The sequence below is a fragment of the Pseudomonas sp. P20 genome (genome assembly GCF_016463925.1).
Classification (GTDB): domain Bacteria; phylum Pseudomonadota; class Gammaproteobacteria; order Pseudomonadales; family Pseudomonadaceae; genus Pseudomonas; species Pseudomonas aeruginosa.
The window spans coordinates 1-15,194 of the sequence record NZ_JAEMVM010000023.1 but is presented as its reverse complement, the minus strand read 5'-3'; the positions used below and the strand labels follow the sequence as shown (position 1 = coordinate 15,194).

The following is a 15,194-nucleotide window of genomic DNA, read 5'->3' as shown; positions in this document are numbered from 1 at the left end:
TCCGCAACGCGGTGGGCATTGCGGACACGCTCCGGACAGCCTTCCCCCACCTCTAGGCCGCGGCACGGCGGATAACCGCAAGCGGCTATCCGCCCCACGCCAGCCAGCCGGCTCAATGCGCCGGCAACAAGGCCTGCAACCCTTCGGCAAGCTCCAGGCTCCACGCCGCGTAGTCGTGACCGCCGGGGAACTCACGGTAGTGAAGCGGGTAGCCCTTGCCTTGCAGCGCCGCGCGCAGGCTGCGGTTGCTGCCGAGAATGCCGTCCGCCTCGGGCTCCTCGAGCAGGCCGGAACTGAGGAAGAACGCCAGCGGCAAACGCTCGCCAGCGGCGAACTGCCGTACCAGCCACTGCGGCTGCTGCTCGTCCGGCCCCCACCAGAACGAGCCGGACAGGCTCAGCACCTTGCCGAAGCGTTCCGGATAACGGTAGGCGATGCAGCCCGAGGCCAGCCCGCCGTAGCTGGAACCGGAAAGCACGCGATCGGCAGGCTCCTCGCTCAATGCATAGCGCTGCTGCAACCAGGGCAGCAACTCGTGGGCGAGCATGTCGGCGAAGGCCTCGTTGCAGGGCAGCTCGCGGCCCCGGCTGCTGGCGTCGACATTGCCGACAATCACCGCCAGGGTCGGGCGGATGCGCCCGGCGGCGATCAGGTTGTCGAGGATGGTCGGGGTCGGTACGTCGCGCGCGTAGTGGTCCTCGTCGAACAGCACCAGCAGCGGATAGCGCTGGCCCTCTGGGTCGTAGCCCGGCGGCGTGTAGAGCGTCAGCTGGCGCTGGTTGGCCAGGGCCTGGCTGGTATAGCCGAGGCGCTCCACCTTGCCGCGCGGCACGTCCTTGCGCGGCTGGTCCCAGGTCTCGGCAGGGGCGCCGCCGAGCTGCACCAGCGAGGCCTGCTCGGCCCGCGGCAGCGCGCGGCTATTGAGCCACGGCGTACGGCTCAGCGGGTCCGGCCGCGCCGCCGCCTGCAACGCCAGGCGCAAGGTGCCGCGATCGGCCTGTTGCAGGTCCGGCAGGTCGGCGCTGAGCTGGTAGGAAACCCGCGCGTCGCGGCGCAGCGGCAGGCTCAGGTAGCGCACGTCGCTGCCGGCCAGGGCCTCGAAGCGGCGGGTGTTGACCTCCGGGGTCGGCCACAGCAGGCGCACGTCGCCGGGACGCTGCTGGCGCCAGAGGAAGGTGACCAGCACACGTTCGGCATCCAGCGGCTCCACCAGCGGCGTGCCCTGCTTCGCTACCTGCTTCCAGAACGCCTTCAGCGCGCCGGGGCGCTTTTCCGCAAGCTCCGCCTGCAGGCGTTGCAGGGTCGGGCTCTGCGGCGCCGGCGAATCAAGCGCCGGGGTCTGCGGGGTGAGGCGCTGGGTGGGGATCAGGGTCAGTGCGGTGTCTTCGTCGGCGCTGAAGGTCAGGCGCAGGCCCTGGCGCTCGCCGGCCTGCAGGCCGAGCGACTGGCGTCCGGCCAGCTCCGTCGCGCGCAACGCCTTGCCGTCGGGCGTGGTGGCGCGCAGGCGGACGCGGCCGCGGTCGACCTCCAGGTCGAGCAACTGCAACTCGCCGGGGGCAAGGTCGAGGTAGCGCTGGCGGCTCTCGCCGGCAGCGATCTCGATGCGGCCATCGGCCAGCGGCACGGGCTGGGCGGCCTGGGCCGGGGTCAGCAGGTTGAGGAAAAGCAACAACGAGGTGGAAACGGCAGACATGGAATCTCCCTTCGAAGAGGCGCCGCCATCCGGGCGGCTCACCGGAAGAGACGTACGATCGCAGCGGAAATTTGCCGCTGTGATCCAGGCTAGAGCGGTTGCGCCGCGACTGGAGTAGAATCCGCCGCCTCGAAAACCGTCCGAAGGAAAATTCCGATGACCTCCCGTCTGCTGCCCGCCCTGTTGCTCTCGTCCGCATTCGCCGTCCTGGCCGGCTGCTCCACCCCGACCATCGTCACCCTCAACGATGGCCGCGAGATCCAGGCGGTGGATACCCCGCGCTATGATCGTAGTTCCGGCTTCTACGAACTGGAGCAACTGGACGGCAAGCGCACCCGCGTCAACAAGGACCAGGTGCGCAGCATCAAGGACATGTAATCCCCCGGACCCGCCATCCGCGCGGTGGCGCACTCCAGGGAAGGAGTCGAACCATGAGATCCGACCTGCACGAGGCCAACCGGCTGTCGTGGAACGCCGCCACCCGGGCGCACAACAGCCACAAGGCCGACCAGGCCGCCTTCTTCCGCAACGGCGGTTCCACGCTCTATCCCGAGGAACTGCAACTGCTCGGCCATCTCGACGGCCTGCGCCTGCTGCATCTGCAATGCAACGCCGGACAGGACAGCCTGAGCCTGGCGCGCCTTGGCGCCCGCGTCACCGGGGTCGACATCGCCGACAGCGCCATCGACTTCGCCCGCCAGCTGTCCCGCGACAGCGGCATCGCCGCCGACTTCCAGCGCGACGACATCCTCCGCTGGCTGCCCGTCGCCGCCACCCGCGGCGAACGCTTCGAACGGGTCTTCGCCTCCTACGGCACGCTGGTCTGGCTCTCCGACCTCAAGCGCTGGGCCGACGGCATCGCCCAGGTGCTGGTTCCCGGCGGGCGCTTCGTCCTGGTGGAGTTCCATCCTTTCGCCCTGTACTTCGACCCACACTGGCAACCGGCCTACGACTACTTCAGCCGCGAGCCGATCGCCGAGAGCGGCGTCAGCGACTATGTCGCCGAGTCCGGCGCCAGCCTGGCGCCCTCCGGCTACCACGCCGGCGTCGAGAACTTCAGCAACCCTCATCCCAGCTACGAGTTCCAGTGGGGCCTGGCCGATGTGATCGGCGCCCTGCTCGGCGCCGGCCTGCAACTCGAACGGCTGGAGGAATACCCCTACGCCAACGGCTGGGCCGGCTTCGACGGCATGCGCGACGGCGGCGGCGGACGCATGCTGCCGCCCGCCGATCGTCCGCGCCTGCCGCTGATGTACGGCCTCAGCGCAAGGAAACCACGATGACCGAAGAACGCCTGCTGCGCCGCGACGAAATCCCCCTGGTCTGGGAGATCGACCGCAGCGAAGTGATCGAACACCTGTATTCCGTCGAGGCCGGCCAACTGGTGCTGCGCCCCGAGTTCTACGACATGCGCGGCTGGCCGGAGGGCGAGGCCGAGCATTACACGCCGATCCTGCTCGACTGCTTCGACCGCGGCGGCTGGTTCCTCGGCCTGTTCGACCAGGGCCGCCTGATCGGCGCGGTAGTCCTCGACCCACACCGCCTCGGCCCCGAGCGCGACTGGCTGCAACTGAAGTTCCTCCACCTCAGCCACGCCTACCGCCGCCGCGGCCTCGGCGCCCACCTCTTCCACCTCGCCGCCACCCAGGCCCGCCACCTCGGCGCCAGCGCGCTCTACGTTTCGGCTACGCCGTCGCAGAACACGGTGGATTTTTATATGAGACTCGGATGCCGGCTGTGCATGGAACCGGATGAGGAGTTGTATCGGTTGGAGCCGGAGGATGTTCATCTTGTTTATCAGATACTCAACGCATAACCCTGAGAAATTATTTCGAACCATGCAATTCAAACTGAAAACCTTGCAACTCCTTGCATTCCTATCTATCTCTCAAGCCGCAACGGCGGAAATTTACTGGCATGGTGTTGGCACTGAAGACAAAAAAATAAAAACCCCTAGCGAACTATGTAATTACTATGCAGAACAGCGCAAAATGGATTCTTATGAAAGGCCTGGGGCCGGTGGCCAGATAGCAATTACGGAAATCAGGACAAAATACGTCTCAAGTAAAACTCGCGACTGCAGATTTGACTATATATACATTAGCGGCCCATCTGCAGGAACTGAGAATTACGGAAAATTACGTCTCTATAGAAGAGGGGATTGCTCACCATTAGATACGTACTCACATGCAACCGGAGCGAAAAAAGGGGACATATTTATTTTTCCTACTCTAATTTTGACTAGTGTTTATATCTCTCATTCCCACTGTATACCACTGCCGATCTTACTCACACTGAACCACGTGAAGCGGATAGTTCAGTAAAACCACTCGCCTCTGCCTAGGCCTCGCGGAGCCTCCTTACGGCGTCTGCACTGGAGCCTCCCTGCTCAGAGAATTAGAGTAGGGAAAATAAATCCGTCCCCTTTATGCTTGCGAAGCCTCCTTACGGCGCCTGCACTGGATCCTCCCTGCTCAGAGAATTAGAGTAGGGAAAATAAATCTGTCCCCTTTATGCCCATCTGGGCTGCTCCTTGGGCTCGGTGTGTGTTCGCAACTATCACCGTAGACCAAGAGCAGCCTTTCTTTTCTGAATCAGTCGCTTAGCGCTTAAGTAAGTGCCATTCAAATCTGACCCCTTTATTCGCTTTGGGGAACTGCAGTTGCTTTTGGCCCTTTTGCAGCCATTCAATCGATCATACTTCTCTTAAAAGACAACCCATCAGAATCCCTAATAGCGTAAATACTTTCATATTGAAACGATAAGACAAAGCCAAATTCAATATTCAATGATAACTCCTGAAGAAATAACTTTATATCAACCCAACTTTCAGAAAGATTACTTCCTCGACAATGAAACGCCCCTCTCAAACCAACTTTCCAGCTCATGGAGCATCCTTCAGCCACGACCCCCTCAGGCTGCTCCAAACTACGAACCGAAAACTGACAACCTGAACTCTCGAAATTTGCGTCCAATCTAGTATCGCCCAGACTGCTGCTCTCCCCCAAAGACGACAGAGTGCTAGCTATACTCTCCAGAGTCGCTCCAACTTGAATTTCAAGCGCCATTGTTATGCTCATCGCCCAACCTCAATAACCTTAAACTGACCGTCTTTCAGAAGATACAAATTCTTCAAACCATCGACTGGCTTAACGCTCAGTGCATTTTCTATCTGCTTGAAGGTCAATGGGGAATCAGCCAAATTCACTACAATATTCTGAGCCTGCTTCTCGACTTTTTCAGTCACAGTCATTAGCACTGAAACCGGACTATTGGCTCTGGAAGAGAATACATCTGCAAACTCTCCATTTATCTTAAGGTCGGGGTTAGCTGAATTTTTCTTTATATTTGGTAACTGCTCAACGTCATACCCAGCCCGATCGGAAAAGGGGACAGATTTATTTTCCCTATTCTAGTTCTGGCTAGTGCTTACTCCTCATCCCCACTATATAATACCACTGCCGATCTTACCCATACTGAACCACGTGAAGCGGATAGTTCAGTAAAACCTCTTGCATCTGCCTAGGCATAGCGGAGTCTCCTTACGGTGTCTGCACTGGAGCCTCCCTGCTCAGAGAATTAGAGCAGGGAAAATAAATCTACCCCTTTATTCGCCCCTTTACTAGAGTGAAATAAGAACCCCCGGCTAGACCGGGAATCTCTTTGAGTAACGCTCCTCCAATTTTCTAGCCGAACTTAGAACACTATCCCTCTCCTCGGGGAAGAAATCAGAATAAACATCGGCTGCAATCTTCATCAAAAAAACATAGTCGAGCAGTGGAATACTTGAGGTCTCCACTTCCCCCAAAAAGAAACTGACCTCATTAAACTCTTCAGGATCATCCCAGTCCTGATCAAGAGAGTAGAAATGTCCCTCACCCACAGAGAAGCCAACCCCCTTCGAAGCCTCATTTATAAACGCAGGGAAGTTAGTCCTCTTCCTCGTTATAGATGCCTCTATTATCTCGTATAGGTCTTCATAGTCCAGACCAGTGGAAGCGAATGATTCCTTGAGCTTTTCAAGCCAAGACAAACAAGCCATCATTTTATCCTCGGAGGCATAGCGATGAAGGAATTTGTTATTTCGCCAGTCTTGCTGTTACGTGTCACCTGGAAGTAATAGCCATCAACCTTGATACTAGTTTCCCTCAAGGCCGGATTGGCTTTGAATACAGATTCCGCCTGGACTGCCGCGCGACTAGACATATCAGCCACTTTACTATCTGGCAGAATTTTGGGGTCGTAAGTCGTTTTCGTGGATACAGACTTATACCCACCAATAAATTCGCCCTTAGTGTTAGTTCTAGGCAACTGATAGCTGTACTCAACAATCCCAGGGAAACGAGCATCTGTGATTTTATTGGAAACCTTCGCACCGGTTATTTCAACCGACTCTAAGGAAAAAGGGGACAGATTTATTTTTACTACTATAATTTCAGCAACCGCCCACGCCAAACCACTCAAAGCGAATAACTCGCTAAACCAATCGTCCTTACCTAGGGCATCGCGGAGCCTCCTTACGGTGTCTGCACTGGAGCCTCTCTGCTCAGAGAATTAGAGTAGGGAAAATAAATCTGTCCCCTTTATGGTCTTTCGCTCTCTTCGAGCAACAATAATGTCAGATCAAGTCATAGCTATCACATTTTATGGTCTTGGCTGGAGTTTTTATTAAGAAAAAATCTTAATTGAGAAGCTCCTTACTGACGTCACCTGTTAGGAAGAATTCTTCAAATATATTTTTCAGTATAGAAAATTCATCGCATATCAAGACGCCATCCCAAACATCCCCCAACACTTCGAAGGGTATGCCTTGCAGCTTTAAATTTCTATAAGATCGAACAATATAGTCCACCCCATCGTCTTCCCCCAAAGAGACGACATACTTTCCGCCTTCAGACTGTACTTGTAGCGACTGCGGCCCCACAGCCGTCTTGGAAATAAGTTCAAGAGTGACCGAACCTTTACCTTCTCTGATTAGCTCTAGACAAGAGAGGACATCATCCCAAGAGGGAAATCTATTCCTTCCCCCCTTAGCTTGAGCACCCACGCCAAAAACCCAAGACAGCGAGAAAGCAGCCATCATTCAAGCTCCCTCAAAGACCGCATACCAGGCTTCCAATATAGAGTTTTTCCTGTAGTCACTTCGTTTATCTGTAGAGAGTTCAAACCAGCCTTTTCTGCCGCTGCCGCGATATCACCACGGCAATAGCTGCAAACAGCTTTACCTTCAACCTTCAAGGCCATATCTGCACCAGTGGTTTTCCCTGCATTATATGCTTGCTGAATAACTCCAATTTCGGCATGAGCATCCGCCATATTTCCATTCGGGTGAGGTTTTCCATTAGCCGCAATCTTTGCATCCACTCGGTCCGCAATCAAAGTCGGCTGATTGGGATTCGCTTGAGCGGCAGGCCTGGCAGTTTGGTTAACGTCGGTAAATACAGAGTTACCAATACGCCCTTCGGCAGTTACAGTGGGAGTAGTTCCTTTTGCACCCCCACCCAGCCGACCCAAGTCCCCCACTGCCCCGAGCTGCGAACTCATACTACCGGAAACAGGTGACTCCGCAATCGCGTTGACCAGATTCTTGGCTGCTGTTGGCAGCTTGGCGGTTATCTGCGCGCCACCTTTCACTGCCGTCAGAACGCCAACAAGTTCCGCAGCGAACCTACCGCCCTCGACACCAGCTGTGACCGAACCTTGCCAGCCGGCATCCTCGTAAGCCTAGGTCAAGAATGCGGCGCGCTCCTCCAGCCCCTTCAGGTAGTTATCGCCAAATTGCTGCCGGAACTCTGGCGAAGTGGCCAACTGCTCCAGAGCTGCATAGGTTTCCCTCCAGCTCTTGACCAGATCATAAACACCGAAAAATAAATCTGTCCCCTTTATTCTTACAGAGAATTAGAGTAGGGAAAATAAATCTGTCCCCTTTATGGTCTCCTTTATGGTCTGAATATCGGCGCGGATATCTACGTTTATTGCGCCGAGAGTCTGCGCATTCTTCCCGCCGAACAGCTCAACGGTGGGCTTCCCGCCTGTTGCTTTTGCCCCATCTAAATCTCTAACTTAGATAAAGCCACGTCATCTGAAACTCTAACCACGCCATCAACTATGGACAAGTTATCCTCTGACTCCAAAACGCTAAAACCACAATCTCCAAAATCGAAATACACGCCGACACAACTATCTTCCACATCCGAAATAAGATACTTGTAAACAGCAAGCAGGTCCTTGCCAAAATATCTATCCAATTCATTCGAACTCTGGATCGGGTACGCAAAGTCATCGGAAATCTCATCCAGCCCCAACAGCTTTGGTTCAGAGCCAAAAGACAAAATCCTTAACACACCTTCCCCAATATCTAATGAAACCCACCCCGATCTTGAAAACCTAAGAAACAGAACCAACATTTTACAAACCAAAGACCCCGACATAAAGAACGACCGAAATCTAAACTCAAAAATCTTCTCACCAATGATCATAAGGCCAAACCCCGCGACTAAAATTTTGAGGATTTCTCTGAAATCAAAGTGTCGAATTCATATTTGCCGCCGGGCAACACTCGTAGGCTAACAGTGCTATTAGTTTTAGAGCTGTAAACATGAACAAGGTCATAATCCCCTCGGACAGCCGACTTAGGAATTATGTCACTAACAGCGGTAGCGTTCTCCAATGTTTCTTTAACTGCTAGCTTGGCCTGCTCAACACCAGCGCGACTGGCCTCGTAAGGCAGTCTGCCCTCACCTATTTTCGCACCCAACTTCTTGTTTAAATTTGCTGCTTGAGAGCTAAGAAACGTATCAACCCCACCGAGTTCAGGAAGTTTTTGAACTCCTTTTGCCCCCCCACCCAGCCGACCCAAGTCCCCCACTGCCCCGAGCTGCGAACTCATACTACCGGAAACAGGTGACTCCGCAATCGCGTTGACCAGGTTCTTGGCTGCTGTTGGCAGCTTGGCGGTTATCTGCGCGCCACCTTTCACTGCCGTCAGAACGCCAACAAGTTCCGCAGCGAACCTACCGCCCTCGACACCAGCTGTGACCGAACCTTGCCAGCCGGCATCCTCGTATGCCTGGGTCAAGAATGCGGCGCGCTCCTCCAGCCCCTTCAGGTAGTTATCGCCAAATTGCTGCCGGAACTCTGGCGAAGTGGCCAACTGCTCCAGAGCTGCATAGGTTTCCCTCCAGCTCTTGACCAGCTCATAAACACCGAAAAATAAATCTGTCCCCTTTATTCACTTACGGCGTCTAGAGCCTCCTTTTCAGAGCATTAGAGCAGGGAACCCCCCCCTTTACGGCCCCTTTGCGGCCCCTTTGCGGCCCCTTTACGGCCCCTTTACGGCCCTGTCAAATTAGCCTTTAATCGCACCAAAATTTTCCGGAATAAATCCTTTAGGCCAAATCGTTCTATCATTATATATGGCACCCCGAAAAACAGCGCCATCTATCCTCGCTACATCAATATTAACATCTCGCAAATTGGAATTTATGAAATTAGAACCGCCTATATCAGCATTTTTTAGACTAGCCATGGAAAGATCTGCCCCTGAAAAATCAGCATAAGCCGCCATAGCATCCACAAGCTTTACACCTTTCATTATAGCATCAACAAAACTTGCATTCATAAGCGCTGCACTATTCATTACAGCACCACCCAACAGAGCATGATTAAAAGAAGCGTTCCTCAAATTTGAGGCAGTAAAATCAGCCTCTGAAAGATCTAAACCATCAAAAATTGCCCGATGCAGCTCTAGCCCACTTAAGTTTGACTTAGCAAAACTAGCCAAAGGCAAATCCAGCTCTTCACCAGTTTCAAAAAAAATAGTTATCATTTGTTCCCCCAATCCACTTGATCTATCTTCAGCTCAGACACAGGTTTGGTTTGATGGACTTTATTAGGAGATAAAGACCCCGGTGTCACATCTAGATTTCACCCTAATATTTTTTCTGCGATATAACGATGATTCCCATCAACAATCACATTGCCATCCATTTTTATTGCCGGGGCAACATCGCCCTTAAGAAGCCGATCAACATATCTTTGCACCGCAGGTAATGACACAGCGCCTTGCGCAGTAATAACACGATCACCCTGCAATGCTTTTTGAATAACTTCAGGGGTCACCTCTGAGCCCTTTGAAACCAGCGGTTTTCCTGATGCCCCAGTCGCTTTTAGGGCTGCAAGATAATCCACAGCCTTCTGAACCTGCGCAAGCTCTACAGGCTCCGGCATACCCGGACGTTTGACTTTCGAGTCTATCTGCTTACCTGCAGCAGCACCTCCGATAAGCGCCAATCGGTCCAGCGTCGGCGCCCATTCATCGAGGACCTTGCTCAGGTGTATATAGCTATCGACTGATTGCTCCAACAATTCCGTCTTGTACGACTCGCATCGCGACGTCACGCACTGGATGGACACCAATGTGTCCATGCTCTCGACGATTTGGAGCCTTTTCTCCTTTGCTCTCAGCGGACCATAGGTATTTTGGGCCTCCTGTACATTGAGTTTACTTTCGTCGCTGTACCTTTCTTTCTCCCACTTGTCCTTTTGGCAACCTTCGTCTTTGCCGCAAGACCTCATGTCTTCGGCAAAAGCCAGAACATCCGAGTGTTCAATATAGTTGTTCTGAGTAGCATTCCCCGCCACCCAGGCTCCCGTCTGCAAGCTCTTGGCGTCCGCATCGCCCTGCGTCGAAGCCGCCAGCACACCGATCAACTGCGAACTCATGGTCAGCAGGCCCTTCTTCTCCAGGCAACGCATACGTTGCCCCGGCGAGCGCCCCGCCAGGGATGGCGGGGCCGGAGGTTCAGGACTCTGCGGAAGTAGCGAAAGGGAGGTCAGTGCTCTTCTTTTAAAATCGAAAAAGTAAATTTTTAAAGAACAGGGAATTACTGAACGGGGAAAATCTACCTACCTTTTAGTTCTAGAGCAGTGAAAATAAATCCGTCCCCTTTATTCGCTGGCTGGATTCGAGGTCAACGAGAAAGTCAGAATCAGAGTCATGCAGGGCTGCTTGGTGATTACCGCAGAGTGAAATAAATAGCCCCGGCAAGGCCGGGGCTTTTCAATGCTGACGTGCTAAATCAAGAGCAACCGCCAATTTGATCCTACTCTGTCGTGAACGAAGCGACCTCTCGTACTCCTTCACACTAGTAGTTTGAAAGTCCACTACCTCCCCATTAGACCTTGAAACCTCAAGCCAAACCACTTCACTCTCATTAACTAGGATCGTATATAAATCCTCAGCTTGCTCAGGCGTCCAACTCAACACAAATGCGCTACCAATCAAGCCGAGCCTGTCCGCCAAGATAGAGAACAACTGATTTCCCGATTCTCTAAGCCCGCCCCATGACTTAGATAGCTCTTCACGACAAGATTGCTCCGCAAGGCTTCCAATTAATTTCACTTAACAACCCCCGGAGTAGTCGTTATTAAAGGAAAAAGGGGACAGATTTATTTTTACTACTATAATTTCAGCAACCGCCCACGTCAAACCACTCAAAGCGAATAACTCGCTAAACCAATCGCCCTTACCTAGGGCATCGCGGAGCCTCCTTACGGTGTCTGCACTGGAGCCTCTCTGCTCAGAGAATTAGAGTAGGGAAAATAAATCTGTCCCCTTTATGCTTTTATTCGCTCAACCCGCATCTTGCCACCGGCCATCAAGTTAACACGTGACTGAACACGTCCAGGAACTTGAATAGAGGCTTCAGCAGTATTCGCAGTTCCTTTTGCATCTTATGCCGATTGCAAAAATCTATACTTCCAATAATCCATACCCTCTAAAACCCAATACCTCTCCCTGTCGGGTACTAAATGGCAAAAATCCGAACACTTAGCAAGCCAGTCTGAGTAAGCCAATTCTTCATGCGCCCGATTACAGTCCATATGCATGTAAATTTTGCGATCGAAATTCACATAGAACATTGGAAGCCTAGAGGCAACAGTATTAGCGTCATGAAAGTAGCTTGCACTCAACTCAACACCAGAAAGATAGTAACCTTCAATTCTTCCATGCAAAGACTCGCTCATATCAAGCCCGCACACAAACATATCTTTTAGGTCTTGCCGCGACAACACCCACCGTTCCTCCGCCCTCAAATATTTCAAAAAATTCTCAGCAGTAAGTTTAAGCACCCCACCTCTAAACGTCATGCATGCCGACGCATATTGCTCCTGAGTTATATGACCCTTATCAAGGTATGCACGATAGTCCTTCTCCGCATCCAAGATGAAGTTGAACTTATCATCCACAACCCAGAAGCACGCACCAGAATGAACAAAAAAGCATATATTTTTTTCACCCCCCCACAAATCATCAGCTAACAATTGCCACTGAGTCATCTCCCAAACTCCTTCAAAAACTCGTCATGAGAGTATAAGCAAAAAGGGGACGGATTTATTCCTCCTACTCTAGTTTTGGCTAGTATTTATATTTCTCATTCCCACTGTATACCACTGCCGATCTTACCCACACTGAACCACGTGAAACGGATAGTTCAGTAGAACCACTCGCCTCTGCCTAGGCTTCGCGGAGCCTCCTTACGGCGTCTGCACTGGAGCCTCCCTGCTCAGAGAATTAGAGTAGGGAAAATAAATCTGTCCCCTTTATGCTATAATCCCACTCTTCTGCGTCAGGCCATCAAAATTGCTGAGGTGATTCTTGATGTTGGGATTGAAGCTCATCCCTTCCGGGAAATTAGCAGTTCCTTTTGCACCAAGTAAATAACCCGCCCTGGGCTAATTAATAAAGACCTAACACTCTGAGATCGTCTCTTAGCTCTGCTGCCTCATCAGAAGGCAAATCATCCAGAACAGAAGACAGCTTGATCTCCTTTAGCAATCCATGAATAATATCAAGATGATATCTCTTAACTTTATCCGAAGACCTGCCCGCCGAGAGAATAAGCGCTAAAACTTCCAACATTAATTTCTCAATAGGCAAATCAAAGGAGTTTTCAAGCTCACTGTAGGCATAGCCTACTTCACTTTCTCCCTCAACCCATGGGCTTTGGTGGTTGAGTTTGACCCTGCAATAGTTGTAATAGCTGCCCAGAAACCAAGCCCGGATTTCTCCATAAGTCACACGTTCTTCCATTACGGCGTCTTCCTCGGCGGACGGAGCATAACGCCCTGATTATCAAGAATATTAACTGTGATATTGGGATACTTCGCCTTAAACTGCTCAGCCACGTTCAGACAACTTGCGCAAGCTGCTTTCTCCGTTAGAATATTTACAGTCCCTCTTGCGGAGGTGTTGCTTCCTAATTGATCAGCAATATTGTCTAGTATTTTGTATTCCGTATCTATTCCCCGATAAACCATATCTCCGGCCTTGTTGGGTACAGATTGAGCCACAAAATTTCCACTTCCAGAGCCAATAAGCCCTTTACCGGCATCAGAGACTTGGCTGTGCGCAGCCATCTGCCTAGGTATTCCGGGAATATCTATTTCTGCGATAGCTACATTACCACTGCGCCTTAAATTAGACGGCAATCCAGCTCGAACATCCATGACCCGCTGGGCCATCGGAGCGGTATCGATCACCGTCGCAGTCGCTTTTGCACCCCCACCCAGCCTACCCAAGTCCCCCACTGCCCCGAGCTGCGAACTCATACTACCGGAAACCGGTGACTCCGCAATCGCGTTGACCAGGTTCTTGGCTGCTGTTGGCAGCTTGGCGGTTATCTGCGCGCCACCTTTCACTGCCGTCAGAACGCCAACAAGTTCCGCAGCGAACCTACCGCCCTCGACACCAGCTGTGACCGAACCTTGCCAGCCGGCATCCTCGTATGCCTGGGTCAAGAATGCGGCGCGCTCTTCCAGCCCCTTCAGGTAGTTATCGCCAAACTGCTGCCGAAACTCTGGCGAAGTGGCCAACTGCTCCAGAGCTGCATAGGTTTCCCTCCAGTTCTTGACCAGCTCATAAACACCCACTGCGGTTTCAGCTGTCGAAAGACCGATGCCTCCTCCAACACCTACGACGATACCGACATCCTGCTGGGCCGAAATAATTGCCCATTTGGCTTCTATTCCGGTTTTGCAGAGCTGTTTGTCTTTGCAGCCATCGACCTCCTGCCGCTTCTTCTCCTCCTGCCAATGACTGAGGTAGTTGTGTTGGGTGGCATTCCCCGCCACCCAGGCTCCCGTCTGCAAGCTCTTGGCGTCCGCATCGCCCTGCGTCGAAGCTGCCAGCACGCCGATCAACTGCGAACTCATGGTCAGCAGGCCCTTCTTCTCCAGGCAACGCATACGTTGCCCCGGCGAGCGACCCGCCAGGGATGGCGGGGCCGGAGGTTCAGGACTCTGCGGAAGTAGCGAAAGGGAGGTCAGTGCTTTTCTTTTAAAATCGAAAAAGTAAATTATTAAAGAACAGGGAATTACTGAACGAGGAAAGCCTATCTACCTTTTATTTCTAGAGTAGCGAAAGTAAATCTGCTCCTTTATGCTCAAAAAGAGAGGCAGGGAAAGCTGTTCTTCCTGAGGCTCCCGGCCACAGATTTCCTCCGCCAGCAGCATCCTCCAGCAAAATATGCTGTGCCCTTGGCTGCTTACCAAGTTAACAATCAAGTCGGCATTTAAAGTCGCTCTTGCACCAACTAGCCATCAGAATAGTCTCGTTTAATCCAGTCTTCTCTAAGTCCAAGCAGGATATTCATAATATTCGAGTAAGCCAGAAACGGCACTGACAAGGTAACATTAAGAGACTCACACTCAACATCTAAAGGAACGTAAAAATCCAAGTCACCCTGATCTCCAGCGCTTGAAAACATCTCAATACTCAAATGACTAACAATGCGAACAACCTCTGAAAATAGAAGCTTTCGCATCCTCCCTTCCACCCCAAAAGCGAACCCATTTATATATATATCCAGCCTCCCCTCTTCAAGGTGGGTGGAGAACAAAATCTGCCCCTCTTCTTCCCTCTCATAAAAACATCCTCGCCCTGAACCCTCCAAATCCTTCATTCTTTTTTCAATAGACCGACGAATTTTCACTTCCCGAGCTCCTTCAAGAACGCTTTCAACCCATCAGTAGTTGCGGGAAAACTAAAGGAAAATTTTTGATTCACATTATTAACGCTGCCGGTTCCTAACATCGATCCTTGCTCGGATGCATAGTGCCCCTTCAAGGTAATTGTCTGCGCGCCTTGGGACTGAGAGTAAGAGAGCATTTTTCTCAATGGCCCGACCAATTCTGCCGCCCCATCAGCCCCGACGCCAATGAGTCCCTTCGAAGTACCTACAGAGAACCCATCAAATATTATCTCACCGGAATTCAAGGTGACTCTGGGGGAATAAATAGTTCCCACACCATTAGACGCATCAAAAGAAACCTTGCCTAAGTCTTTAGGTATTTCTTTCGGACCATCCGTAACGACGCCCTTGCCTGCCCCTGCCAACCCTCCATCAATGGCCAGCCCAACCTCAACTCCCAATGCAGTCGAACTCGCGGCGTTGTCCCGCACCACGCTGGCACCCTGGCCTTGCATGGTGTGCAAGGC

General features: G+C 52.5%; 16 protein-coding genes and 5 pseudogenes. 4 read left to right on the top strand and 17 right to left on the bottom strand.

All coding sequences use genetic code 11. The annotated features are described in order from the left end of the window. Positions 1-112: 112 nt before the first annotated feature. On the bottom strand, positions 113-1,693 hold the full coding sequence (locus tag JHD77_RS24035; RefSeq protein ID WP_023103125.1) for an alpha/beta hydrolase: 1,581 nt from the start codon (positions 1,691-1,693) through the stop codon (positions 113-115). Positions 1,694-1,849: 156 nt separating this feature from the next. On the opposite strand from JHD77_RS24035, the gene JHD77_RS24030 reads away from it, so the two are divergent. The 3 genes from JHD77_RS24030 to JHD77_RS24020 are packed head-to-tail and all read left to right on the top strand — an operon-like array spanning position 1,850 to position 3,509. Continuing rightward, positions 1,850-2,071: a YgdI/YgdR family lipoprotein gene (locus tag JHD77_RS24030; protein WP_003089729.1), complete on the top strand. Its 222-nt coding sequence runs from the start codon at positions 1,850-1,852 to the stop codon at positions 2,069-2,071. A 53-nt stretch (positions 2,072-2,124) separates the two neighbouring features. After that, positions 2,125-2,976 (top strand): class I SAM-dependent methyltransferase, encoded by an 852-nt coding sequence (locus tag JHD77_RS24025; RefSeq protein WP_031756192.1) that lies wholly within the window; start codon positions 2,125-2,127, stop codon positions 2,974-2,976. Then, complete coding sequence (locus tag JHD77_RS24020; protein WP_031756190.1) at positions 2,973-3,509, top strand: GNAT family N-acetyltransferase; 537 nt, start codon at positions 2,973-2,975, stop codon at positions 3,507-3,509. Before JHD77_RS24025 ends, JHD77_RS24020 begins: the two co-directional genes overlap by 4 nt. Positions 3,510-4,380: 871 nt before the next feature. On the opposite strand, the gene JHD77_RS24015 is transcribed toward JHD77_RS24020, so the two are convergent. From JHD77_RS24015 to JHD77_RS33130, 11 genes and pseudogenes are all read right to left on the bottom strand, one after another. Continuing rightward, a complete protein-coding gene (locus JHD77_RS24015; protein ID WP_123789294.1) occupies positions 4,381-4,761 on the bottom strand; it encodes a hypothetical protein in 381 nt (126 codons plus the stop codon). Between the two features lie 8 nt (positions 4,762-4,769). Beyond that, entirely contained in the window at positions 4,770-5,039 is a 270-nt protein-coding gene (locus tag JHD77_RS24010) for a hypothetical protein (RefSeq protein ID WP_158222002.1), read from the bottom strand. 300 nt (positions 5,040-5,339) lie between these two features. Then, on the bottom strand, positions 5,340-5,735 hold the full coding sequence (locus tag JHD77_RS24005; RefSeq protein WP_019396134.1) for a hypothetical protein: 396 nt from the start codon (positions 5,733-5,735) through the stop codon (positions 5,340-5,342). Further along, positions 5,735-6,157 (bottom strand): CdiA family toxin C-terminal domain-containing protein, encoded by a 423-nt coding sequence (locus tag JHD77_RS24000; RefSeq protein ID WP_123789292.1) that lies wholly within the window; start codon positions 6,155-6,157, stop codon positions 5,735-5,737. The genes JHD77_RS24005 and JHD77_RS24000 overlap by 1 nt, the downstream gene beginning before the upstream one ends. Before the next feature lie 217 nt (positions 6,158-6,374). Continuing rightward, the gene (locus JHD77_RS23995) at positions 6,375-6,776 is read right to left on the bottom strand and encodes a DUF6911 family protein (RefSeq protein ID WP_123789290.1); all 402 of its coding nucleotides are present in this window, start codon (positions 6,774-6,776) and stop codon (positions 6,375-6,377) included. Further along, positions 6,773-7,165: pseudogene (locus tag JHD77_RS32465) on the bottom strand (cytidine deaminase-like fold-containing protein); the annotation flags it as partial. The gene JHD77_RS23995 and the pseudogene JHD77_RS32465, both read right to left, overlap by 4 nt. Further along, positions 7,148-7,555, bottom strand: a pseudogene (locus JHD77_RS33140) (hypothetical protein); the annotation flags it as partial. The pseudogenes JHD77_RS33140 and JHD77_RS32465, both read right to left, overlap by 18 nt. 188 nt (positions 7,556-7,743) lie before the next feature. Next, complete coding sequence (locus tag JHD77_RS23985; RefSeq protein WP_169057971.1) at positions 7,744-8,100, bottom strand: hypothetical protein; 357 nt, start codon at positions 8,098-8,100, stop codon at positions 7,744-7,746. A 422-nt stretch (positions 8,101-8,522) separates the two neighbouring features. Next, positions 8,523-8,900: pseudogene (locus tag JHD77_RS33135) on the bottom strand (hypothetical protein); the annotation flags it as partial. Between the two features lie 141 nt (positions 8,901-9,041). Next, complete coding sequence (locus tag JHD77_RS23975) at positions 9,042-9,521, bottom strand: pentapeptide repeat-containing protein (protein ID WP_031754280.1); 480 nt, start codon at positions 9,519-9,521, stop codon at positions 9,042-9,044. A gap of 775 nt (positions 9,522-10,296) precedes the next feature. Then, positions 10,297-10,438 (bottom strand): annotated as a pseudogene (locus tag JHD77_RS33130) (VENN motif pre-toxin domain-containing protein); the annotation flags it as partial. Between the two features lie 193 nt (positions 10,439-10,631). On the opposite strand from JHD77_RS33130, the gene JHD77_RS33125 reads away from it, so the two are divergent. Then, positions 10,632-10,724, top strand: a complete 93-nt coding sequence (locus JHD77_RS33125; protein ID WP_071534560.1) for a SymE family type I addiction module toxin — start codon at positions 10,632-10,634, stop codon at positions 10,722-10,724. Between the two features lie 704 nt (positions 10,725-11,428). Here the strand turns inward: JHD77_RS33125 and JHD77_RS23960 are convergent. The 5 genes and pseudogenes from JHD77_RS23960 to JHD77_RS23940 form a co-directional block, all read right to left on the bottom strand. Beyond that, positions 11,429-12,034 (bottom strand): hypothetical protein, encoded by a 606-nt coding sequence (locus tag JHD77_RS23960; RefSeq protein ID WP_012614106.1) that lies wholly within the window; start codon positions 12,032-12,034, stop codon positions 11,429-11,431. A gap of 400 nt (positions 12,035-12,434) precedes the next feature. Then, positions 12,435-12,788, bottom strand: coding sequence for an Imm2 family immunity protein (gene imm2, locus JHD77_RS23955; protein WP_004349959.1), 354 nt, complete (start codon positions 12,786-12,788; stop codon positions 12,435-12,437). Then, positions 12,788-13,930, bottom strand: a pseudogene (locus JHD77_RS23950) (deaminase domain-containing protein); the annotation flags it as partial. The gene imm2 and the pseudogene JHD77_RS23950, both read right to left, overlap by 1 nt. 359 nt (positions 13,931-14,289) lie before the next feature. Continuing rightward, on the bottom strand, positions 14,290-14,688 hold the full coding sequence (locus JHD77_RS23945) for a hypothetical protein (RefSeq protein ID WP_123789288.1): 399 nt from the start codon (positions 14,686-14,688) through the stop codon (positions 14,290-14,292). Further along, a partial coding sequence (locus JHD77_RS23940; protein WP_199506534.1) for a hypothetical protein occupies positions 14,685-15,194 on the bottom strand: 510 nt, incomplete at its 5' end. The genes JHD77_RS23940 and JHD77_RS23945, both read right to left, overlap by 4 nt.